18 protein-coding genes and 1 pseudogene are annotated in these 21,025 nt (G+C 72.3%); 6 read left to right on the top strand and 13 right to left on the bottom strand.

What is annotated here, in order from left to right:
- Nucleotides 1–110: 110 nt before the first annotated feature.
- The 3 genes from K228_RS0101215 to dapE are packed head-to-tail and all read right to left on the bottom strand — an operon-like array spanning nucleotide 111 to nucleotide 2,634.
- Nucleotides 111–656 (bottom strand): LOG family protein, encoded by a 546-nt coding sequence (locus K228_RS0101215; protein ID WP_025616765.1) that lies wholly within the window; start codon nucleotides 654–656, stop codon nucleotides 111–113.
- Between the two features lie 2 nt (nucleotides 657–658).
- Nucleotides 659–1,510, bottom strand: coding sequence for an LOG family protein (locus tag K228_RS0101210; protein ID WP_025616764.1), 852 nt, complete (start codon nucleotides 1,508–1,510; stop codon nucleotides 659–661).
- A 50-nt stretch (nucleotides 1,511–1,560) separates the two neighbouring features.
- Nucleotides 1,561–2,634: a succinyl-diaminopimelate desuccinylase gene (gene dapE / locus K228_RS0101205; protein WP_025616763.1), complete on the bottom strand. Its 1,074-nt coding sequence runs from the start codon at nucleotides 2,632–2,634 to the stop codon at nucleotides 1,561–1,563.
- A gap of 24 nt (nucleotides 2,635–2,658) precedes the next feature.
- Between dapE and dapD the strand changes: the two genes are divergently transcribed.
- On the top strand, nucleotides 2,659–3,618 hold the full coding sequence (gene dapD / locus K228_RS0101200) for a 2,3,4,5-tetrahydropyridine-2,6-dicarboxylate N-succinyltransferase (protein ID WP_025616762.1): 960 nt from the start codon (nucleotides 2,659–2,661) through the stop codon (nucleotides 3,616–3,618).
- Between the two features lie 117 nt (nucleotides 3,619–3,735).
- Here dapD and K228_RS0101195 read toward each other — a convergent pair whose 3' ends face one another.
- The 6 genes from K228_RS0101195 to fdxA all read right to left on the bottom strand — a co-directional run bounded on the left by K228_RS0101195 (nucleotide 3,736) and on the right by fdxA (nucleotide 11,162).
- Nucleotides 3,736–7,092 carry a S8 family serine peptidase gene (locus K228_RS0101195; protein WP_025616761.1) on the bottom strand — a complete coding sequence of 1,119 codons (3,357 nt, stop codon included), beginning with the start codon at nucleotides 7,090–7,092 and terminating at the stop codon, nucleotides 3,736–3,738.
- 265 nt (nucleotides 7,093–7,357) lie between these two features.
- On the bottom strand, nucleotides 7,358–8,005 hold the full coding sequence (locus tag K228_RS0101190; RefSeq protein ID WP_025616760.1) for a nucleoside/nucleotide kinase family protein: 648 nt from the start codon (nucleotides 8,003–8,005) through the stop codon (nucleotides 7,358–7,360).
- Complete coding sequence (locus K228_RS0101185; protein ID WP_025616759.1) at nucleotides 8,005–8,643, bottom strand: SIMPL domain-containing protein; 639 nt, start codon at nucleotides 8,641–8,643, stop codon at nucleotides 8,005–8,007. The genes K228_RS0101190 and K228_RS0101185 overlap by 1 nt, the downstream gene beginning before the upstream one ends.
- Nucleotides 8,644–8,652: 9 nt before the next feature.
- On the bottom strand, nucleotides 8,653–9,714 hold the full coding sequence (locus K228_RS0101180) for a prephenate dehydrogenase (RefSeq protein ID WP_025616758.1): 1,062 nt from the start codon (nucleotides 9,712–9,714) through the stop codon (nucleotides 8,653–8,655).
- Nucleotides 9,715–9,732: 18 nt separating this feature from the next.
- Entirely contained in the window at nucleotides 9,733–10,839 is a 1,107-nt protein-coding gene (gene dapC, locus K228_RS0101175; protein ID WP_281171541.1) for a succinyldiaminopimelate transaminase, read from the bottom strand.
- On the bottom strand, nucleotides 10,836–11,162 hold the full coding sequence (fdxA, locus tag K228_RS0101170; protein ID WP_012014965.1) for a ferredoxin: 327 nt from the start codon (nucleotides 11,160–11,162) through the stop codon (nucleotides 10,836–10,838). Before fdxA ends, dapC begins: the two co-directional genes overlap by 4 nt.
- A 79-nt stretch (nucleotides 11,163–11,241) precedes the next feature.
- Here fdxA and K228_RS0101165 point away from each other — a divergent pair, with 79 nt between their 5' ends.
- A complete protein-coding gene (locus K228_RS0101165) occupies nucleotides 11,242–12,204 on the top strand; it encodes a GNAT family N-acetyltransferase (protein WP_025616756.1) in 963 nt (320 codons plus the stop codon).
- 6 nt (nucleotides 12,205–12,210) lie between these two features.
- Here the strand turns inward: K228_RS0101165 and K228_RS0101160 are convergent, their stop codons facing one another.
- The 3 genes from K228_RS0101160 to mshB all read right to left on the bottom strand — a co-directional run bounded on the left by K228_RS0101160 (nucleotide 12,211) and on the right by mshB (nucleotide 14,192).
- Entirely contained in the window at nucleotides 12,211–12,678 is a 468-nt protein-coding gene (locus tag K228_RS0101160; RefSeq protein ID WP_025616755.1) for a hypothetical protein, read from the bottom strand.
- A gap of 81 nt (nucleotides 12,679–12,759) precedes the next feature.
- Entirely contained in the window at nucleotides 12,760–13,203 is a 444-nt protein-coding gene (locus tag K228_RS0101155) for a hypothetical protein (protein WP_033776340.1), read from the bottom strand.
- Nucleotides 13,204–13,214: 11 nt separating this feature from the next.
- Complete coding sequence (gene mshB, locus K228_RS0101150; RefSeq protein WP_025616753.1) at nucleotides 13,215–14,192, bottom strand: N-acetyl-1-D-myo-inositol-2-amino-2-deoxy-alpha-D-glucopyranoside deacetylase; 978 nt, start codon at nucleotides 14,190–14,192, stop codon at nucleotides 13,215–13,217.
- Between the two features lie 85 nt (nucleotides 14,193–14,277).
- Here mshB and K228_RS0101145 point away from each other — a divergent pair, with 85 nt between their 5' ends.
- Nucleotides 14,278–16,410: a S9 family peptidase gene (locus tag K228_RS0101145; RefSeq protein WP_025616752.1), complete on the top strand. Its 2,133-nt coding sequence runs from the start codon at nucleotides 14,278–14,280 to the stop codon at nucleotides 16,408–16,410.
- A 67-nt stretch (nucleotides 16,411–16,477) separates the two neighbouring features.
- Here the strand turns inward: K228_RS0101145 and K228_RS0101140 are convergent, their stop codons facing one another.
- Nucleotides 16,478–16,978 (bottom strand): VOC family protein, encoded by a 501-nt coding sequence (locus K228_RS0101140; protein ID WP_025616751.1) that lies wholly within the window; start codon nucleotides 16,976–16,978, stop codon nucleotides 16,478–16,480.
- Between the two features lie 140 nt (nucleotides 16,979–17,118).
- On the opposite strand from K228_RS0101140, the pseudogene K228_RS26625 reads away from it, so the two are divergent.
- The 3 genes and pseudogenes from K228_RS26625 to K228_RS0101120 all read left to right on the top strand — a co-directional run bounded on the left by K228_RS26625 (nucleotide 17,119) and on the right by K228_RS0101120 (nucleotide 20,763).
- Nucleotides 17,119–17,842: pseudogene (locus tag K228_RS26625) on the top strand (helix-turn-helix domain-containing protein).
- Nucleotides 17,843–17,917: 75 nt separating this feature from the next.
- Nucleotides 17,918–19,354 (top strand): TldD/PmbA family protein, encoded by a 1,437-nt coding sequence (locus K228_RS0101125; RefSeq protein WP_025616750.1) that lies wholly within the window; start codon nucleotides 17,918–17,920, stop codon nucleotides 19,352–19,354.
- Entirely contained in the window at nucleotides 19,351–20,763 is a 1,413-nt protein-coding gene (locus tag K228_RS0101120; protein WP_025616749.1) for a metallopeptidase TldD-related protein, read from the top strand. Before K228_RS0101125 ends, K228_RS0101120 begins: the two co-directional genes overlap by 4 nt.
- Nucleotides 20,764–21,025: the final 262 nt, after the last annotated feature.

The raw sequence follows: 21,025 nt of genomic DNA, 5'->3' as shown, positions 1-21,025 counted from the left end.
CCACATCCGCCCACGCCCACCGGGCGCCCCGGACCTACCGCGCAACGCCAGCGGGGGCGGTCACGCCGGGCTGCCGCAGAACTGGCCGCATCGCCCCCGGGGGGTGGCGCTCAGCTCAGCCGGGACTCCAGGACGTCGAAGGCCGCGGGGACGGTCGCCGCGACGGAAAGCAACTCCAGGCCCGCCGGCTTCAGAAAGGTCTGCCCGGCCAGGCCACCCAGCCAGTCGAGCAGCGGGCGGTAGAAGCCGTCCGCGTCCACCAGCATCATCGGCTTGCTGTGCAGCGTCAGGGTGGCGGTCGTCCAGACCTCGAAGAGCTCGTCCAGCGTGCCGAGGCCACCGGGGAGGGCGAGGAAGGCATCCGACTTGTCGATCATGATCGTCTTGCGGTCGGCCATCGACTCGGTGACCAACAGCTCGTCGGAGGCGAGGTCAGCGACCTCCAGATCGACCAGGGACTGCGGGATGATGCCCAGCGTCCGCCCACCGGCGGCCCGGGCGCCGGCCGCCACCGCTCCCATCATCCCGACCCGGCCACCACCGCTGACGAGCGTGTGACCACGCCGGGCCAGCTCCGCGCCGGTCTCGGCGGCCAGGTCCAGAAAACGCTGGTCAAGCGTGCGGGAAGACGCGCAGAAGATGCAGATGGCCGCCACGGTCAGCCCCGATCCCCCTCGTCTGCGGCGGCCTGCTGCTCGGCCGCGGTGACCGCGACGGACTCCTCGCGGATCGCCTCCTGCTCGGCGGAGAGCACCGCCTCCGCCTCGACGATGTGCCGCACGGCCGCGTTCACGTCGTCGGTGAGGCAGATCAGATCAAGATCAACTGCCCCGATCTTGCCCTCGGCCGCCATCGTGTCCCGCAGCCAGTCGAGCAGCCCGCGCCAGTAGTCCGTGCCCATCAGCACCACCGGGAACCGGGTCACCTTGCCGGTCTGCACCAGGGTGAGGGCCTCGAACAGCTCGTCCATCGTGCCGAAACCGCCCGGGAGCACCACGAACGCCTGGGCGTACTTCACGAACATGGTCTTCCGCGCGAAGAAGTACCGAAACTCGATCGCCACATCGACCCAGTCGTTGAGGCCCTGCTCGAAGGGGAGCTCGATGCCCAGGCCGACGGAGAGCCCGCCGGCCTCGCTGGCCCCCCGGTTCGCCGCCTGCATCACCCCCGGCCCCCCACCGGTAATGACCGCGTAGCCGGCCCGGGCCAGCGCCCCACCCAACTCCTCGGCCAGCCGGCACTCCGGGCTGTCCGGCAGGCTCCGCGCCGACCCGAAAACGCTCACCGCTGGCTGCAGGTCGGAGAGGGTGTCGAAGCCCTCGACAAACTCGGAGAGGATCCGCAGCGCCCGCCAGGCGTCCCGGGTCTTCCAGTCACTGCGCTGGTGGGAGTCGAGCAGCCGCTGATCGGCGGTGCTGCCGCCAATCACTGACCGACGTGGTGCTCCAGCGCCCCGGCGCTGGTCCCGCGGGGCCGCACCGGCAGCCTCCCGCCCGTTGCTCTCGCTCATGCAGGCAACCGTAGTGGAGATACGCCGACCGGCGGGGGGAGCAGGGCCGTTCAGGCGACCGAGAGCCAGCGACGCAGCACAGCCGCACCGTCGCGGATCTTTCCGATCTCGACGTGTTCATCCGGGTGGTGGGCGAGGTTGGGGTCCCCGGGGCCGAAATTCAGCGCCGGGGTGCCCAACGCCGCGAAGCGGGCAACGTCCGTCCAGCCCAGCTTGCCGATCGGTGCGGTACCGACGGCGGCCAGGAACTCCTGCGCCGGCGCGGCCTCCAGCCCCGGCATCGCGCCGGCCGCCAGGTCGGTGAACGCCACCTCGAAGTCGGCGAACACCTCCCGCACATGCGCCTCGGCCTGCTCCGGGCTGCGGTCCGGCGCGAACCGGTAGTTGACCTCGACCGTGCAGCGGTCCGGCACCACGTTGCCCGCGACCCCGCCGTTGATGCGCACCGCGTTCATCCCCTCGCGGTACTCGCAACCATCGACCGTCACCCGGCGGGCCTCGTACGCCTCGAGCCGGCGCAGCACCTCCCCAGCGGCGTGGATCGCGTTGACGCCGTGCCAGGAGCGCGCCGAGTGCGCCCGTACACCGCTGGTGCCGACGGTTGCCCGCAGGGTGCCCTGGCAGCCCGCCTCGACGATCCCGTGCGTCGGCTCCAGCAGCAGCGCGAAGTCGGCCGCGAGCCACTCCGGGTGCGCCTCGGAGACGAGGAAGAGACCGTTGTACGACGACTCGATCTCCTCGGCCTCGTAGAAGAAGTACGTCACGTCGTACCGCGGCTCGGTCAGGGTCACCGCGAGGTGCAACGCGTACGCGACCCCGCTCTTCATGTCCGAGGTGCCGCAGCCGTACATCAGGTCGCCGCGCACCGTGGCCGGAAAGTTGTTGTTGATCGGGACCGTGTCGAGGTGGCCGGCGAGCACCACCCGCTGGTCCCGGCCGAGGTTGGTACGGGCCATCACGGTGTTGCCGTACCGAAAGGTGGTCAGGTGCGGCTCACCGCGCAGCACATCCTCGACACAGTCGGCGATCGCCTTCTCGTTCCGGGAGACGGACTCGATGTCGACCAGGGCGCGGGTCAGGGCCACCGGATCAGCGAGGACCTCGGGGGTCAACGGGTTCTTCATAATCCGCACGGTACCGTCACAGAGGTGACCACTACGCAGTCTGCCTGGGGCATCGGCCTGGCCACCGTAACCGCTGACGACCAGGTGCTCGATACCTGGTACCCGACCGGCAAGCTGGGCCTCGGCGAACTGCCACTGGTCCCGGGCGAGGATGAGGCGGATGTCCTCGACCTGCCGCCGGGAGCGGTCGGCGACCGGGCGCTGCCGGGCCTGCGGACCGTCCAGCTGGTGACCGTACTCGGCTCGCTGGCCGACCCGATCAAGGACGCCGCGGACGCGTACCTCAGGCTGCATCTCCTCTCGCACCGGCTGGTGCGGCCCAACGAGCTCAACCTCGACGGCATCTTCGGCAAGCTGGCCAACGTCGCCTGGACCTCCGCCGGGCCCTGCCCGCCGGAGCGGGTGGACGAGCTGCGGGTCATCGAGCGCTCCGCCGGCCGCCACCTGACCGTGTACGGGGTGGACAAGTTCCCCCGAATGACCGACTACGTGGTGCCCTCCGGGGTCCGGATCGCCGACGCGGACCGAGTCCGGATCGGCGCCCACCTCGCCGCCGGCACGACGGTGATGCACGAGGGCTTCGTGAACTTCAACGCCGGCACGCTCGGCGCCTCCATGGTTGAGGGGCGCATCGTGCAGGGCGTGGTGATCGGGGACGGCTCCGACATCGGTGGCGGCGCCTCGATCATGGGCACCCTCTCCGGGGGTGGCACCGAGAAGGTCCGCATCGGCGAACGGAGCCTGATCGGCGCGAACGCGGGCGTGGGCATCTCGCTCGGCGACGACTGCGTGGTCGAGGCCGGCTGCTACATCACGGCCAGCTCAAAGCTCACGCTGCCGGACGGTCGGGTGGTGAAGGCCCGCGAGCTGTCCGGCGTCGACGGCCTGCTCTTCTGGCGCAACTCGGTCACCGGCGGACTCGAGGCGAAGCCGCGCACCGGGCAGGGCATCGCGCTGAACGCCGCGCTGCACGCCAACGACTGACCGGCTGACCGCCGGGATCACGGAGGACCTTGGGCCGGTCGCCTCCCCGGCGAGCGGCCTGAACCCGCCCGCCACGGGCGACGGCGGGTCCGCGGAAGCCGCGGACCCGCCAACGGCTCACCTCAGGCGATACGCCTGCAGGATTCGCGTACTCACCGTGTTGCCCTCGGTGTCCCGGGCGCTGGCCCGCAGCGACACGTATCCCGGGGCCTCGTCGGGGTGCCGGACCAGGGCGGTCCAGCCGTCGCCCGTACGCCGTACCGGTGCCTCGCGCCACGTCCTCCCGCCGTCGTACGAGGCGTCAACGGTCAGCTTCGCGACGGTCGCGGTGCCCGCACCGGTTTGGCGCCGCACCTCGACCGGGACCGGCAGCAGCCGACCGGCGCGGGCACTGTTGTCGGCGGCCAGCGGCGGGTTGAACCGGATCGACGACAGCGGTAGCCGGACCGGTTCCGGGCCGGCCTCGTGTTCCGAACGGAAGGTCCAGGTGGACTCCACCTCCGTGCTGAGGTCGGTGAAGCCGCGGGTCGCCTCGACGGTAAGCCGGTAGTCGGCCGCGGCCGGCGGCACCGGGAACTCGCCCAAGCGGGCCACCTCCGACTCGCCGACCAGCTCCCCGTCGCGCCACAGCCGCATCCGCTCGGTCTCTTCCAGCGAGTTGCCGCGGTGGCCGGCGGCGTCGGTGAAGATCGGGATACCGGCGTGAATGGTGTCGCCCAACCGGCTCACGTGAATGACGTCCGCCGGGTCGTCCACGGTCAGCACGGGGAAGGACGGCCCGAGCGGGGCCCTGTTCCAGACTTCCCGGGTGACCCGGCCGGCCCGGTACGTTGTCGGCTCGGACACCAGCCAGGCCGTCGGCTCGTGCCACGCCGCCTTCAGGTCTGGTGCGTCAAAATTGATCACGGCACTCCAGCGCACCCCCGTGGTGTTGTAGTACTCGACCCGTTGACCGGGCACCGTGGTGGGCAGCCTGACGAATGCCCCGTAGAAGGGGTGCTCCAGTGTGGCCAGGACGTACCGCTCCGCGACCATCCCCTCATAGCCACCGTGGAACCGATGCTGCACGGTAGCGAGGTCGCTCTTGCGGTAGTCCCGGACGAAGCCGGTGGGTGCCCGTCCCGGGATCGTCTCACTGAGCGCGTACAGGTAGGGGCTGTGTGCCGCCTCCAGATCGGCCCACTGACTACTGATGGTGGCGACGAATATCTCGTCGGAGACGCTGCCGTTCCCGATCTGACCGACGGTGATGCCGTCGAAGTCGGCCGCCCGCAGGGAGAGGTTGGCGGAGCCGCCGTCGGCACTGTAGAAGGACGAGCCGAGATCGACCACAGCCGGCGTCGCATCCCGCCGGGGGACGGTGACCCGGATCGGCTCCGCGGTCCGCGCGTCCACGGTGACAGCTCGTTCACCGTCGATCACCAGCTCCGGCGCGACCAGATCGGTCGCGCCGCCGGGCCCCTCCCCGGCCGGCTCGAAGATCGCCGACTTCAGCCCGTACCGGCCCTTCGGCAGCCGCACCTCCACCGTCCCGTCGGCGTCGTAGGCGAGCCAACGACCGAACGAGTCCAGCCCGACCAGGTTGGTCCAGTACTCCGCCGCGGCCGCTCCGGCCCGATCCCGGTGGGTCAGGGTGAGGTCGTAGCTCTCCACCTCACGGTTCACCGCCAACGGGGTGACCGCCATGGTCTCGCCCGAGCGAGCCACCACCCGACCGGTCCAGTAGCCGTCGATGTCACCCAGCCGGGTGTCCACGGTGACGGTGGTCTCGACCCGACCGCCGGCCGGGATGGTGACCCGATCCGTACCGAGCGTGAACATGCCGGCGGGTGCCGGGCGGCCGCCGGGGCCGGCCGCCTCGACCGTGAGGTCGAGCGCGACCGGGCTGGATCCCGAGTTGCGCCAGGAGACGGCACGAGTGATCGGCTGGTCGTCGTCGTGTGGCCAGCGGACCAGGCCGAACGAGACGCTGACCGGATCGCTGGTCACCGTCTGCCCGATCGCCCGGGTCAGGTCGACCCGCCCGGCTCCCTGCTGGTACGCGGTCTGCGCCGGATGCGGCCGGGCGGCCGCCATCAGGGTCGACTTGAGCTGCTCCGCCGTCCAGCCCGGATGCTGTTGGGCGAGCAGTGCCGCCGCACCGGCCACGTGCGGGGCGGCCATCGAGGTACCGGAGAGCCGGGTGTAGTGCTCCCCTACCGGTTCACCGATGCTGCCCTGGGCCGACCGAGCGGCGACGATGTCGACCCCGGGGGCGGTGATGTCGGGCTTCAGCGCGTCGTCACCTACTCGCGGCCCCCGACTGCTGAAGTCGGCGAGCTCGTCCGCCCGGTCGACCGCCCCGACGGCCAGGGCGGCGTCCGCACTGGCCGGAGAGCCGACCGTGGCGTCTCCGCCGACCTTGCCGGCATTGCCGGCCGAGATCACGAAGAGCGCGCCGGTCTGCGCCGTCAGCGCTCCAACCGCCTCCTCCAGCGGGTCGATCTCTGGGCTGTCCGGCGCGCCCAGACTCATGTTGACCACGTCAGCTCCGTGGTCGACCGCGGCCCACTGCATTCCGGCCAGGATTGCCGACTCGGAGCAGCCGAACAGGTGGCAGACCTTGCCATCGAGCAGCGTCGCGTCGGGTGCCACGCCCTTGTACCGGCCCGCGGAGGCGGCACCGCTGCCGGCGATGGTGGCGGCGACGTGGGTACCGTGCCCGACGGGGTCGTGGGCATCGGGCGTCCCGATGAAGTTGCGCGCCTCGGCGATCTTGCCGATCACGTCCGGATGGGTGGCATCGATGCCCGTGTCCAGCACCGCCACGGTCACCCCCGCTCCGGTGAGGCCCGCCGACCAGGCGGCGGGTGCCCCGATCTGGCCGACGCTGTGGTCGAGATTGATCGTGCGACGACCGTCGAGCCAGAGCCGCTCGACGCCCTCCTCCGCACCGAACCGAACGTCGGTCGCACCCGCGTTGAGAGCAGACCAGACCGCGGCGGCTTCGGATTTGCCGACGGTCACCGCGGCACCGTTGATCGCCGGCAGGTCGCGGGTCACCCGCACGCCGGCCGGCACGACCGCACCGCGGCTGCCCGGGGCGTCCGGATACGACACGAGCAACGGCAGCGTGTCCCGGCTGGCATCGTCGTAGCCGGCGGCGATCAGCCCGGTGACGTCGAAGAGCCGACGGTCGACCCGATCGGCCTGGATCAGCCCGACCGCGTCCTGTGGCACGACGGAGAGCTGGCCGCCGCGCTCGTGGTCGATCAGGAAGCGCATGCCCTTCCGGTCCGGTCCGGGACGCACCTCGGCGTTGCCGGCGGCGGTCACCGTGACTCGGTCCCCGGTGATCAAGGTAACGGTGTGCAACTTGTCGGACTCGACCTGCGCCGCTCCTGCCGTGGTGGCGGGAACGGCGAACGGCGCGGCGGGAACGGCGGACGGCGCGGCAGGAGCAGCGGACGGCGCAGCCAACGCCAGCGGGAGCACGAGGCCGATGACGGCCGTTGTTCTTCTCCGGTGCAACGGGGCCTCCTCGTCGAGGATTACATCTACGGGAGTCGCATTGACAGGTCGCAGAATTGCATTCCCAAGCGCACGCTCCGGCATCCGACAGATAACGTTCTATCTACGCTTACGAACTCGTCACAAGTGCTGACGCCATCGCCGGATGGACACGCTTCGACCACGAAGCGCAGGTCAGCAACGGGAAGCGGCGAGCGGCCGGCCTACCACACCGCAGTCGTACGGCGACTCAGCCCAGTGGTGGCTCGGCGAGGCGCACCACCAGGTCGGCCCGGTGCGCCGTGCTCGCCACCAGCGCGGCGTTGGCCTCGTCGGTGCCGTGCGCCCAGGCCCGGGCCTGGGCGCACGAGCGCCCGTACGCCTCGTGCCGCGCGGTGAGCCGGCGCAGCCGCTGCTCCGCATCGAGATCCAGGAACCACGCCTCGTGCAGCAGCGGCCGGACCTCCTCCCACGGCCAATCCGGCAGCAGCAGGTAATTACCCTCGGTAACCACCAGCCGGACCGCCGGCGGCACCTCGACCGCCCCGGCCACCGGCTCTTCCAGTTCCCGCCGGAACTCCGGCGCGTAGACCGAGGTGGGCTCCAGGCGCCGCAGCCGGCGCAGCAGCGAGACGTAGCCGTTGGCGTCGAACGTGTCCGCGGCGCCCTTCCGCTCCGCCCGGCCCAACCGGACAAGCTCGGCCTGCGCAAGGTGGAACCCGTCCATCGACACCAGTCGGGCCGCCGGCCCGACCCCGGCGACGATCTGCGCGGCCAGGGTGGACTTGCCCGCGCCGGGAGCGCCGGCGATGCCCAGCAGCTGGCGCGAGCCGGTGTCGGCGAGCGCGCGGGCCCGCGCCACCAACTCGGCGACAGGTGCCACTCGGGCCGGACCCATCAGCTGAGATCTGGTTCGCTGATCGTGAACCGGGCCTGCACCACCGCCTGCACCGACTGGGGTCGCGGGTCCAGGTCGAGCTCGGGCGCTCCCTCGGCAGTAGCCGAGAAGGACCGGGCAGCCAAGGTTGCTGGTCGATCGATACCAGCGTCGGCGAGCTCGACCAGCGCGGTTACCTGGGCGCCGAGGGCCTCCGCGTACTCGTGGGCCCGCCGCAGCGCGTCGGCGATCGCCGCCTGCCGGGCCTCGCGGTAGACCGGGCTGTCCGGACGCAGCGACCACCACGGCCCCGACACCTCGACCTGGTCCTGGTCAGCCAGGCGCAGCAGCAGCTCGCCCAAGGCGGTGAAATCGGTAACCGTGACGGTGGTGCGCACGCTGCCGTGATATGCGCGCACCTTCTCCCCCGAGCGTCGTAGCTCCGGGGAGACCCGCAGCTCGCCGGTCTCCCGCCGCTCGATCATCGAGCCGTACCCGTCGAGGAGCACCCGGACGGCGGCCGCCCGCTCGGCCAGCCGGCTCAGCGTGGCCTCCCGATCCCGGTCCCGGGCCATCACGGCCACCGCGAACCGGGCCCGCTCTGGCGCGACCTCCCGAAAAGACTCCCCGCGAACCGCCACCACCGGTCCAGCCACCATGTGCACACCCTAGCGGCGGTCAACCGCGCCGGCAGGCCCGTCGGGCCGTGGCAGCGCGGCGGTGTAGCGGACCCGACCCTCGTGCACCTGGCAGCCGCCCAGATAGCCGCCGGCCGCGCCGATCTCCCGAAGCCAGTCGACCTCCGCGGTGTGCTCCCCATTGACCGGGAATTCGCGGACCTGGGTGGTGTACGCCCGGTCGGACAGCATGCGCCGGATCGCCCCCGCCTCGTCGTAGCGCGCGGTGAGCCGCTCCCGGTCTCCGGAGCGCAGGGCCTCGGCCAGGTCGTCCAGGTACGCCCGCACCCCGGTCAGCTCCCGCAGCACCTCGTCCCGGTTGCCGAGCAGCAAGTTGGCCGTCCGCTCCGCCGGGGTGGCCGCGACCCGGGTGCCGTCGCGGAAGCTGCCGGCGGCGAGGGCGAGAACGGCATCCGGTGCGGCTGCCCGGCCACTCGCCCCGGCCAGCGCCCCGGCGAGCAGGTGCGGCACGTGCGACGCGAGGGCGGCGGCCCGGTCGTGCTCCGCCGCGGCCAGCGGCACCACCCGAGCCCCGAACACGGCCAGGATCAGCCCGGTGAGCCAGCGGAACGGGGCCGTCGCCGGCCCCGGGCACAGCACCCACGCGGCGCTGTCGAGCAGCGTCGGCCCGGCTGCCGCAAGCCCGGCGAACTCGGCGCCCGCCATCGGGTGCCCCGGCACGAACCGGTGCAGCAGACCAAGCCGGGCCGCCGCCGCGGCCACCTCTGCCTTGGTACTACCCACGTCGGTGAGGACGCAGTCGGGCCCGCTGGCCGCGGCGACCGTCGACAGGGTGGCCGGCAGGGTCGGTAGCGGCCCGCACAGGAATACCAGCTCCCGTCCAGCGACCGCCGCCTCGACGGTCTCCGGGACCGGCACTCCCCGCTCGCGCGCCTGGTCCCGGGTCGTCGGGTCTGGATCCCAGCCAGTGACGTCCAGACCGGCTTCGCGGAGCCGAAGCAGGATGGATCCCCCGATCAGACCGGTCCCCACGACCGCGGCCCGGACCCCGCGGTACGCCGCCCCGGCCGCGGTGCTCCCAGCGTCGGTCACGGTCGACACCCGCCGCTCTCAGTCGGCCAACCGGTCGGCGACCGCCGCCACGTGCTGGTCGGATGCGGTCAGCGCCACCCGGACGTGCCGAGCGCCGGTGGGCCCGTAGAGGGCGCCCGCCGCCACCAGGATGCCCCGCCGGGCCAGCCAGTCGACCGTCGCCCAGCAGTCCTCGTCCCGGGTCAGCCACAGGTAGAGGCCAGCCTCCGAGTGCTCGACGGTGAACCCGGCGGCGGTGAACGCGGCGTGCAGCACGGCCCGCCGAGCCCGGTAGCGCTCCCGCTGCTCGGTGGCGTCCCGCTCGTCCTCGAGCGCGGCCACCATCGCGGCCTGCACCGGCGCTGGCATGATCATCCCGGCGTGCTTGCGCACCTTGAGCAGCTCGGCGACGAGCGCCGGATCGCCGGCGACGAAGCCGGCCCGGTAGCCGGCGAGGTTGGACCGCTTGGACAGCGAGTGCACCGCTAGGACGCTGTCGTACGAGTCGCCGCAGACCTGCGGCGACAGCACCGAGACCGGCTCGGCCTCCCAGCCCAGCGGCAGGTAACACTCGTCACTGGCGACAACCGCACCGCGCTCCCGGGCCCAGTCGACCACCTTGCGCAGGTGGGCGGCGGGCAGCACCCGCCCCGTCGGGTTCCCCGGCGAGTTCACCCAGACCAGGCGGACCCGGGGGGTCGGACCGAGGGCGGTCAACGAGTCAGCCCGCACGACGGTCGCCCCGGCGAGCCGCCCCCCGTCCTCGTAGGTCGGGTACGCCACCGACGGCACCACGACCACGTCCCGCGGCCCGATCCCGAGCAGCGTGGGTAACCAGGCGACCAGTTCCTTCGACCCGACCACCGGGAGCACGCCGAGCCCCTCCGGGTCGGCACCGCAGGCACGCGCCGCCCAGGCCACCATCGCGGCCCGCAGCGCTGGCGAGCCGGCGGTCAGCGGGTAACCGGGGGCGTCCGAGGCGTCCGCCAGCGCCTGCCGGATCGACGGCGGCACCGGGTCAACCGGCGTACCGATGGAGAGGTTGATCAGGCCCCCCGGGTGCGCCGCGGCCAGAGTGGCCGCGGCCTCCAGGGCGTCCCAGGTGAACTCCGGCAGCCGAGCCGAGACCGGCGTGGGCCGGTTCAGTGTGCCTCTCCACGCGGCGCCTGCGCCGCGACGAAGGTGGCGTCCTTCTCCACCTTGCCGATCTTCGAGGCTCCGCCCGGCGAGCCCAGGTCCTCGAAGAACTCGTAGTTGGCCGCGGTGTAGTCCTTCCACTGCTCCGGCACGTCGTCCTCGTAGAAGATCGCCTCGACCGGGCACACCGGCTCACAGGCACCACAGTCGACGCACTCGTCGGGGTGGATGTAGAGCATCCGGTTGCCCTCGTAGATGCAGTCGACCGGGCACTCCTCGATGCATGCCTTGTCGAGCACATCCACGCACGGCTCGGCGATGATGTAGGTCACCGATCTTCTCCTCCGCAGACACGCCGCGATCACCCGCGACGGGTATGAGCCTAGTATCTCGTCGGGGAGGAGGTCGATCGTGCTCCAACCAGAGGATGTGGGACAGCGGGTCGTGGTCCGCCGGATTGTGGGGATTCGCGCAGGCCGGCCCTGCTTCTCCGACGCCCTCGGCGAGTTGGCGGAGCTGAACGAGAGCCATCTCACCCTCATCACCGCGCAGGGTCGACTCGAGGTGCCGAGAGCCGAGATCCACCGGGCGCGGCGAGTACCCCCCTCCCGACGGCCGGCAGCTGCCGCGGTGGCCGCGCTGGAGCACGCGGCCGACGCAGCCTGGCCTGCACCGAACCGGGCCCAACTGGGCGACTGGCTGCTGCGCAGCGCCGATGGCTGGACCGGACGCGCCAACTCGGCGCTACCGGTCGGCGACCCGGACCGGCCACTTCCCGCCGCGATCGACGCGGTGCAGCGCTGGTACGCCGACCTCGGTCGACCAGCCATGATCAACACGCCGCTTCCACTCGCCGCGCCGGTCAGCGCGGAGCTCGACGCCCGGGGGTGGAGCAGCGGCTCGCCGGTGCTTGTCCAGACGGTGTCGCTGGCCGCGCTGCCGCCCGCCCGGCCCGACATCAGCGACGCACCGCCGGTCGAGCTGACCGCCGCGCCGTCGGCGGACTGGCTGGCGGTCGCCGCCAACCGCAAGGGCGACCTGCCGGCCGCCGCCCGGCACGTGCTCACCGCCGTGCCCCAGATCCGCTTCGCCCAGGTACGCGTCGACGGCCGGCTGGTCGCCACCGGCCGGGGAACCGTCACCGGGACGGGCCGCTGGCTCGGCCTCAGTCTGATCGAGGTGGCACCCGAGGCACGCCGGCAAGGACTGGCCCGGCGGGTGGTCCGCGCCCTGGCGCAGTGGGGTACGGCGGTCGGCGCGACGAACGCCTTCCTCCAGGTCGAACGGGGCAACGCGGAGGCGGTGCCGCTCTATCGAGCCCTCGGCTTCACCACCCATCACACCTACCGGACCCGAACCGCACCAGCCGACTGAACCGGGTCAGCGGCGGACCGGCTTGTGTGGCTTCGCCGCCTTGGACTCGGCGTACCGCCTCAGCACCCCGGAGCGGTGGTCCAGGCCGAGCGCGACGGCCAGCAGATAGCCCAGCAACACCCCGACGCCAGCGACCGCGGCATAGAGCCAGATCTGCGCGAAGAAGGTCCCCGCACCGTCCCCGAACGGATTCTTCCCCACCAGCAGCGGCGCGACCAGTACGGTCAGCGCCAGCGCGACGCCGACCGCGGCGCCGATGTCCGCCCCCCACTCGGCGGCGGGCCGGCTTCGACTCCAAGCGAAAGCGACCGCGGCCAGGCCCACCCCGATCACCACGAACATCCCGAGTGACACCCGGTCAGCCGCGGTCGTGTCCGCATCGTCGAACCCCACCCGGATGATCAACCGAGCGACCACGTTGACTACGAACAACGCACCCGCCAGCGCTCCGGTCACCCGCCACCGCTGCCTCATCGCACCCTCCCGCCATACCGCCCGCCACCACTCGTACGGGTCGTCCTGGCAGGAATGTCTACCACCGGAGGGCGGGTGTCGTCAGGCCCCGGGCCGGGTAGCCGGCGGGGCAGCCAGGATCTGCCGGAACCCCAGCACCGCGAAGGTCATCGCGCCGGCCACCACGAGCAACAGGTCCACCCAGGTGCCGGCCAGCAGCACGTCTCCCTCCGAGGTGCGGATCCCGGCGACTGCGACCAGGAAGAACCACGGCACGGCGGGCAGCGCCACCGCCCACCGACGCCCGACGGTAGCCAGGGCGAACCAGCTCAGGCCCACGTTCAACCCGACCGCGACCAGCACGGCCACACCGATCAGATGGCCGCCGACCCGCAGCGGGGCGAGCAGGAGCTCCAGCACCGCGCTGAGGGCCCCGCCAGCGACGGCCAACACGCCGCCGGTGAATCGCAACGCCCGGCTGACCAGCCGGACGTCGCCCCGGGCTGGAGGCGGGGCGCTCTCGTCGGGCACGACCGACACCGGCACGGCGGGAAGACTCACCACTGACCGGTCGCGCCGACCGGGGCCCGGTTGACGCCGTCGGCAAGAGTCCGGTCCGAGCCCTCCGCGGCCGAAGTCCGGTCCGAGCCCTCCGCGACCGGCAGCCCGGCGAAGAGGTCGTCCTCCCACCCGTACGGGCCGAAGCCGGGGCCCTTGTCGCCGACGGCGAGGGTGTAGTACTCCACCCCCATGAACTCGCTGCCGAAGTTACCGGCGATCGAGTACAGCCAGGAGTTGTCCGGAATCTGGGTGGCGTGCGCGCGCATCGCCGCCTCCTTCGCGGCGTGCTGCCCGCTCGCGTCGATCCGGGCGGCGATGCGCTCATCCGGCGTGCAGAACGGCAACTCCACCGCCTCCTGGATGCCCTCGAACGGGTTGTCCGACGAGCCGGCGAAGTGCGTCATCCCGGCCTCCAGCACACTGCGCGGCATCGCCGTCCAGTAGACCTTCGCCGGAGCGAACCCCTCGGCGGCGGCCAACTCGTGTGCCCGCATCGCCACCCGGTGGGCCTGGATGTGATCCGGATGGCCGTAGAACCCGTTGCCGTCATAGGTGACCATGACCTGGGGGCGGAGCTCCCGCATGAGCTCCACCAGCTGCCCGGCGGCCACATCGAGATCGGCCTGCCAGAAGGCACGCGGGTGCTCGTTGGTGGCCAGGCCCATCATCCCGGAGTCGCGATAGCGGCCGGCGCCGCCGAGGAAACGGTGGTCGGTGACCCCGAGCGCGCGGCAGGCCGCCGCCAGCTCCCCGATCCGGTAGCCGCCGAGCTGGTCGGCTTCGGCTGCGGCGAGCTGCGCCAACTCCGGCACGTGCACCTCACCCTCCTCACCCAGGGTGCAGGTGACCAGCGTGACGTGAGCACCGGTGGCCGCGTAGTGGGCCATCGTCGCGCCGGTGCCGATGGCTTCGTCGTCGGGATGCGCATGGACCAGCAGGAGCCGGCGATCGGGCAGTGTCGTCACGTCCGTCACTCTATCCGGCGGTTCTCGCAGCCGACCTGGATGCGTCCGGGCAGGTCCGCCACATCACCCACGGCACCGCCCTACGATCCGACGTGTGGACTTTCCGGAGCTGGCCGCGCGGACCCGTCGGTTCCGCCACGGAGCGCCGCGCGCGATCTCGGTGGCCGACGACGGCTCCCGGGTGCTCTTCCTTCGCTCCGGCGGGCCGACGGACGCCACCGAGGCGCTCTGGCTCCTCGACGTCGACACCGGGCAGGAGCGGCTCGTCGCCGATCCGGCGGCGCTCCTGTCGGAGGATGCCGACCAGCTCAGCCCGGGAGAACGCACGCTGCGGGAGCGGCTGCGGCTGAGCGCCGCCGGCATCGGCTCGTACGCCCTCGACTCGGCCGGCCGGGTGGCGATCTTCGCCCTCGGTGGCCGACTCTTCCGGGCCGACCTGATCCACGGCGACGTGGTCGAGGTGGCCGCCGCCGGCCCGGTGCTCGATCCCCGCCCCGACCCGACCGGGCAGCGGCTGGCGTACGTGACCGACGCCGCGGCCGGGGTCCGCCGGGGGGAGCTTCGGGTGATCGAGCACGACGGCACCGACACCATGCTCGCCGGCGAGGACGCGGGGGTCATCTGGGGGCTGGCCGAGCACGTCGCGGCGGAGGAGTTCAACCGGTTCCGGGGCTACTGGTGGGCGCCGGACGGTCGCTCGGTGCTCGCCGCCCGGGTAGACGAGTCCCGACTGGGCCGGTGGCACCTGCATGACCCGGCCGAGCCGGCGACCGCGCCGACCACCGTCGCCTACCCCCGGGCTGGCGGACCCAACGCCGAGGTCAGCCTGCACCTGCTCGATCTCGACGACGGCTGGGTCGACGTGCACTGGGACCGGGAGACCTACCCGTACCTGACCGCCGTGCACTGGGCTGACGGCGGCCCGCTGATCACCGTGCTGCGCCGCTCCCAACAGCACGGACTGGTGCTCGCGGTGGACCCACGCACCGGGGAGACCCAGGTGCACGCCGAGCTGGCCGACCCGCGCTGGGTGGAGCCGGTCCCCGGCACTCCCGCCCACCTGCCGGACGGCCGGGTGCTGGTCGGCGGGGAACTGGCCCACGACGGCTACGACGCACGTTGCCTCTTCGCCGACGGAACGCTGCTGACGCCGCCGTCGCTCTACGTGCGCCGGGTGGTGGGACGGCTCCCGGCCCTCACCGGCACCGGAGCGGCCGACCTGCTGGTGGAGGCGGCCGAGGGGGAGCCGAGCGAGCAGCACCTGTTCCGGGTGCGCACCACGGTCGGCGGCGGCATGGACGTACGCCGGATCACCCCGGACTCCGGCTGGCACGTCGGTGTCGTGGGCGGGGACGTGTTGGTGGTGGGCAGCGCTTCCCTGGACCACCCGGGTCTGCGTTGGAAGGTCTGGCGCGGCGACCGGGAGGTGGCGACGCTGCGGTCGTTCGCAGCGGCCCCACCGTACGCTCCGCTGCCGTTGCTGGAGCGGGTGACCGACCGGCGGCTGCCGGCCGCGGTGCTCTACCCGGAGCACCACGTCTCCGGGCGGCGGCTGCCGGTGCTGCTGGACGTGTACGGCGGCCCCGGCCACCAGGAGGTGCTGGCGGCGCGGTCGGCGTGGTTGGAGCGGCAGTGGTGGGCCGACGCCGGGTTCGCGGTGGTCGTGATCGACAACCGCGGTACGCCGGGGGTGGCGCCGTCATTCGAGAAAGCGATCCACCGGCGGGTGGCGGACATGGTCCTCACCGATCAGGTGGAGGGGCTCACCGCGCTCGCCGACAAACATCCGGACCTGGACCTCGACCGGGTGGCGGTGCGGGGCTGGTCGTTCGGCGGCTGGCTGGCGGCGCTGGCGGTGCTGCGCCGCCCGGAGCTGTTCCGGTGTGGGATCGCCGGGGCGCCGGTAACCGACTGGAGTCTGTACGACACCGCCTACACCGAACGCTACCTGGGCCTGCCCGAGGACGGGATGGACGTGTACGCCCACCATTCCCTGGTGGAGCTGGCCGCCACCACGGAGCAGGCCCGGCCGCTGCTGCTGGTGCACGGGCTGGCCGACGACAACGTGGTGGCGGCGCACACGCTGCGACTGTCGGCCGCGCTGTTGGCCAACGGACACCCACATTCGGTGCTGCCGCTCACCGGCGCGACCCACATGGCGGCCGGCGGCGTCAGTGAGCATCTGTTGAAGCTGGAGCTGGCCTTCCTCCGTACCCACCTGGGGTGAGCGCCGTCGCCGGCGGGTACGGAGAACTCGGGTCAACCGCGCGGTGATGCCCGTTACCCGCGCCCGGTCACCCCGCCTGTTGCTTGGCCCAGTCGGCGACGCGTCGCGCGCTCTCCTCCTCGGAGAGGTCCTCCACCCGGGTCAGGACCGACCACCGTACGCCGAACGGATCCCGGATGCTGGCGTAGCGGTCACCCGAGACGAAGGTAGACGGGGCTTCCCGGATGACCGCGCCGGCCGCCTGGGCCTGTTCGACCACGGTGTCGACGTCCGGACAGTAGAAGCCGATGGAGTAGCAGTCCTGCTCCCCTTCGGGTGCCGGGACGAGCCCATACTTGGGCATCGGCTCCCCGAGCTGCAGCAGCCCCTGGCCGAAGTCGAGGACGGCGTGGGCCACGACACCACCCAGCTCGGTCACGTCAACCACCCGCGCACCGAAGACCTTCTGGTAGAAGTCGATGGCCCCGCGGGCATCCGGGATGGCCAGAAAGGGAGTCAGGCTGGTAGCTCCGCGCGGCGTGCCGTTCGTGTTGTACTCGCCGTCGGCGGCTTGGCTCGGATCAGTCATAGGAGTTGACGATAGGTAGGCGCAGCGTGCACCGGCTTGAAGATTCGCGACAGAAATCCGAGCTCGGTACGGCGAGCCGGCGGGGTGTCCTCTATCCGGCGCGGCTTCCCACGTTCGCCCGCCTTCCGGCACCAGATTCGGTGGCACAGTTGGTGCACTGGTTCTGGATTCCGGAGTGGCGTCTCCCGGCCGGGCAGACCTCCCGACAGCAGCTGATCGCCTTTCCCGCCTGCAATCTCGTGGTCGAACCAGCCACGGTCGGCCTCGCCGGACCAACGACCGGCAGCTCGTACCGCGAACTGACCGGCACCGGCTGGGCGGTCGGAGCCCTACTCCGGCCAGCGGCGGTGCCCCACTTCGCCACCGCACCGGCGGTGCTACGGGACCGGTACCAACTCCTGGACCTCCCAGTCCTGCGGGAGCGGGTGGGGCGAGCGATGCTCGGGCCGGATGATCCACCCATTCGGCACCGCCAGGCCGTGGACGCGTTCGCGACGTGGCTTTCCGATACGGTGCCACCACCGCAGCACGAGGCGCTGTTAGCCAACCGGATGGCAGATGTCATCAATGCCGATCCGACGGTGCGCACAGTAGCGGATGTCGCCCGCCACCTACATCTGTCCGCCCGATCGATGCAGCGGCTCGCGGCCCGGTTCGTCGGGTTGCCGCCGGCAGCGATGATCCGCCGCCGCCGGCTACAGGAAGCTGCCCAACGTCTGCGGGATGATCCCGGTACGACCCTGGCCGATGTCGCCGCTGACCTCGGTTACAGCGACCACGCCCACCTCGCCAACGAATTCCGGTCGGGTCCTCGGTCTCACGCCGGGCGGGTACCGACGGCGGGTCGGTCCAGCGGCCAGCTGATCCGGCTGCCCGGAGCGCAACAGGGGCGGCGCCCGGCGGCCAGACGGATCCGGCCGGCTCCCCTAGGGTCGAGCTATGACCGAGTTCGACGCGGCGTCCACCGCTGTCCAAGCCGCTCTCGACGCGGGCGCCCGGTACGCGGATGCCCGGGTGATGCACCGGCGCTACGAGTCAATGACGGCCCGCAACGGCGACGTCGAGGAGCTGACCCAGGACGAGAGCATCGGGCTGGGGGTCCGGGCGCTGGTCGGATCGAGCTGGGGCTTCCACGCCGTACCCGACCTGTCCGACCCCGCCGCCCGTGACGCCGGCCGACGGGCGGCGCGGATCGCCGCGGCCAGTGCCCGCGTTCCGGGCCCGCCGATCGACCCGATCCCGGCCGAGCCGGTCACGGCGAGTTGGGCCTCGGCCTGCGCGGTGGATCCGCTCCGTGTGCCGCTGTCGACCAAGGGCGACCTGCTGGTCGAGGCGACCCGGCTGATGGCCGAGCATGGAGCCGACCTCGCCGAGGGCCTCTACCAGATCTGGGACACGGCGAAGTGGTTCGTCTCCAGCGAGGGCCACCGGATCGACCAGCGCATCCGCGAGTGCGGCGGCGGCATCTCGGCCACCTCGATCGGCGCCGGCCAGACCCAGCGCCGGTCGTACCCGAGCTACCGGGGCCAGTACGGCACCAGTGGGTGGGAACTGGTCGACTCGCTCGACCTGACCGCGCACGCGGCACGAATGGCCGAGGAGTCCCGGGCACTGCTCACCGCACCACCCTGCCCCGCTGGCGAGACCGACCTGATCCTCGGCGGCGAGCAGCTCGCCCTCCAGATCCACGAGTCGGTCGGGCACGCCATCGAGCTGGACCGGATCCTCGGCTGGGAGGCGGCCTTCGCCGGTACCTCCTGGCTGGAGCTGGCCCAGCTCGGGTCGCTGCGGTACGGCTCGGAGCTGATGACCGTCACCATCGACCCGACACTCCCCGGGGCGCTGGGCAGCTTCGGCTACGACGACGAGGGTTCCCCGGCGGTCCGCCGGGACGCCGTCCGGGAGGGGCGCTGGGTGGGCGTGCTCGCGGGCCGTGACTCGGCCGCCGTCGCGGGCCTGGACTACGGCGGCAGCGTCCGGGCGGACGGCTGGGCCCGGCTGCCGATGGTGCGGATGACCAACGTCGGGCTGGAGCCAGGTCCACACAGCCTCGACGAGATCATCGCCGCCACCGACGAGGGGGTGCTGATGGATATCAACCGGTCCTGGTCCATTGACGACAAGCGGCTCAACTTCCAGTTCGGCTGCGAGGTCGGCTGGGAGATCAAGAAGGGGAGACGGGGACGGATGCTGCGCAACCCCACGTACACCGGGATCAGCCCGCTCTTCTGGCGGTCGATGGACATGCTCTCCGGCGAGACGGTGGCCTGGGGCACGCCCAACTGCGGCAAGGGCCAACCAGGGCAGGTGGGGCACACCGGCCATCCGGCCGCACCCGCCCGCTTCCGTGGCATCCGGGTGGGGGTGCGCGCGTGAGGGCGACGAACCGGCCCGGGTCCGAGCTGGATCTGGCGGGCCAGGTGATCGAGCTGGTCCACCGGCTGGCCGGGCCGGCCGCGGCGGCCGAGGCGACGGTGACCCGGGCCGAGCTGGCGCTGACCCGGTTCGCCAACTCGTTCATCCACCAGAACGTCGAGGAAGCCCACCACACCGTACGGCTGCGGCTGCACGTCGCCGGGCGGACCGTCGCCAGCAGTGGCAGCGTCGGCACCCCGGACGGGCTGCGGGCGCTGGTCGAGCGCACCCTGGCGGCGGTGCGACCCGGTCCGCTCGACCCAGCCTGGCCGGGGCTCACCCCACCTACCCCGATTCCGCCCGGAGCGCCGGTGGACGAGGCGACCGCGTACGCGGAGCCGGGTGAGCGGGCCGACCGGGTCCGTGCCTTCGTGGCGGCGGCCGACGGGCTGGAGACGGCCGGCTACTGCCGCACCGCCCACCGCTCGTCGGCGTTCGCCAACTCGGCCGGTCACTCGGCCCAGGGCCGGACCGCCGAGGCGGCGATGGACGGCATCGCCCGTACCGGTGGGTCGGACGGGGTGGCCCGGCTGGCCGCCGACCGCCTGGCCGACCTGGACGGCGCCGTCCTCGGCGCCCGCGCCGCCGGCAAGGCTCGGGCGGCGGCCGACCCCGTCGAGCTGCCGCCCGGCCGGTACGAGGTGGTGCTGGAGCCGGCGGCCGTCGCCGACCTGCTCCAGCACCTGTCCGCCTACGGCTTCAACGGCAAGCGGCACCACGAAGGTCAGTCCTTCGCCGAGCCGGGCACGGCCCAGTTCGACCCGATGGTGACCCTGGTGGACGCCCCACTCGACCGGTCCGGTCCGCCGTTCGACGTGGAGGGTACCCGGCGGGCGGCGTTGACCCTGGTAGACGCGGGTGTAACCGCTGCCGTCGCGCACGATCGGCGCACCGCCGCCCTGGCCGGTGCCACCTCAACCGGGCACGCCGTCCCCGGCGGCGCCGCCTGGGGCCCGGTCCCCCGCAACCTGCGCCTCACCGCCACCTCGACCGAGGCGGTGCGGCAGCCCGGGTCCGGCGACGCCCGCGGCGCGGCGGTCGTTGACCCGGACACCGCCGCGCTGCTCGCCGGCGTCCGCCGTGGCCTGCTGGTCAGCGACTTCTGGTACACCCGGGTACTCGACCCGAAAAGCCTGGTCATCACGGGTCTGACCCGCAACGGGGTGTGGCTGGTGGAGGAGGGCGTGGTGACTCGGGCGGTACGTGACCTCCGGTTCACCGAGTCCTATCCGCGCATGCTCGGCCCCGGGGCGGTACTCGGCGTCGGGCACACGCTGGCCCGCCAGCCCGACCGGGTGGACGGAGTCTGGTGGGAGGCGCCGGCGCTGCGCCTCGCCGGGTGGAACTTCACCGGCGGGGCCTCCGGCTGAGTCCCCGACCGCCGGTGGGCGGGGCTGGCCGGCGCCGTCGAACGAACGGGTTGGCATCGATGCACCGACAGGCCTTTTCAAGAACGGGGACACACGGGACACTGCCTTGCGCGGACGGCTCGCAAAGATCGGCGTAACGTGTGTCACTTAGCTGCGCCGTTTCTGTGGCGCGGTCGTTGGTGTGCGCATGACGTTGGCAAGCGGGTGCGGCCTGGTTGCCTACCGAACTTGATCCGCCGCCCATCCGGGCCCCGTCAGGGAG

The sequence above is a fragment of the Salinispora cortesiana genome (genome assembly GCF_000484695.1).
Lineage (GTDB): Bacteria > Actinomycetota > Actinomycetes > Mycobacteriales > Micromonosporaceae > Micromonospora > Micromonospora cortesiana.
Note: the sequence above shows the minus strand (reverse complement) of the source record. Positions and strands in the feature narration are given on the sequence as shown.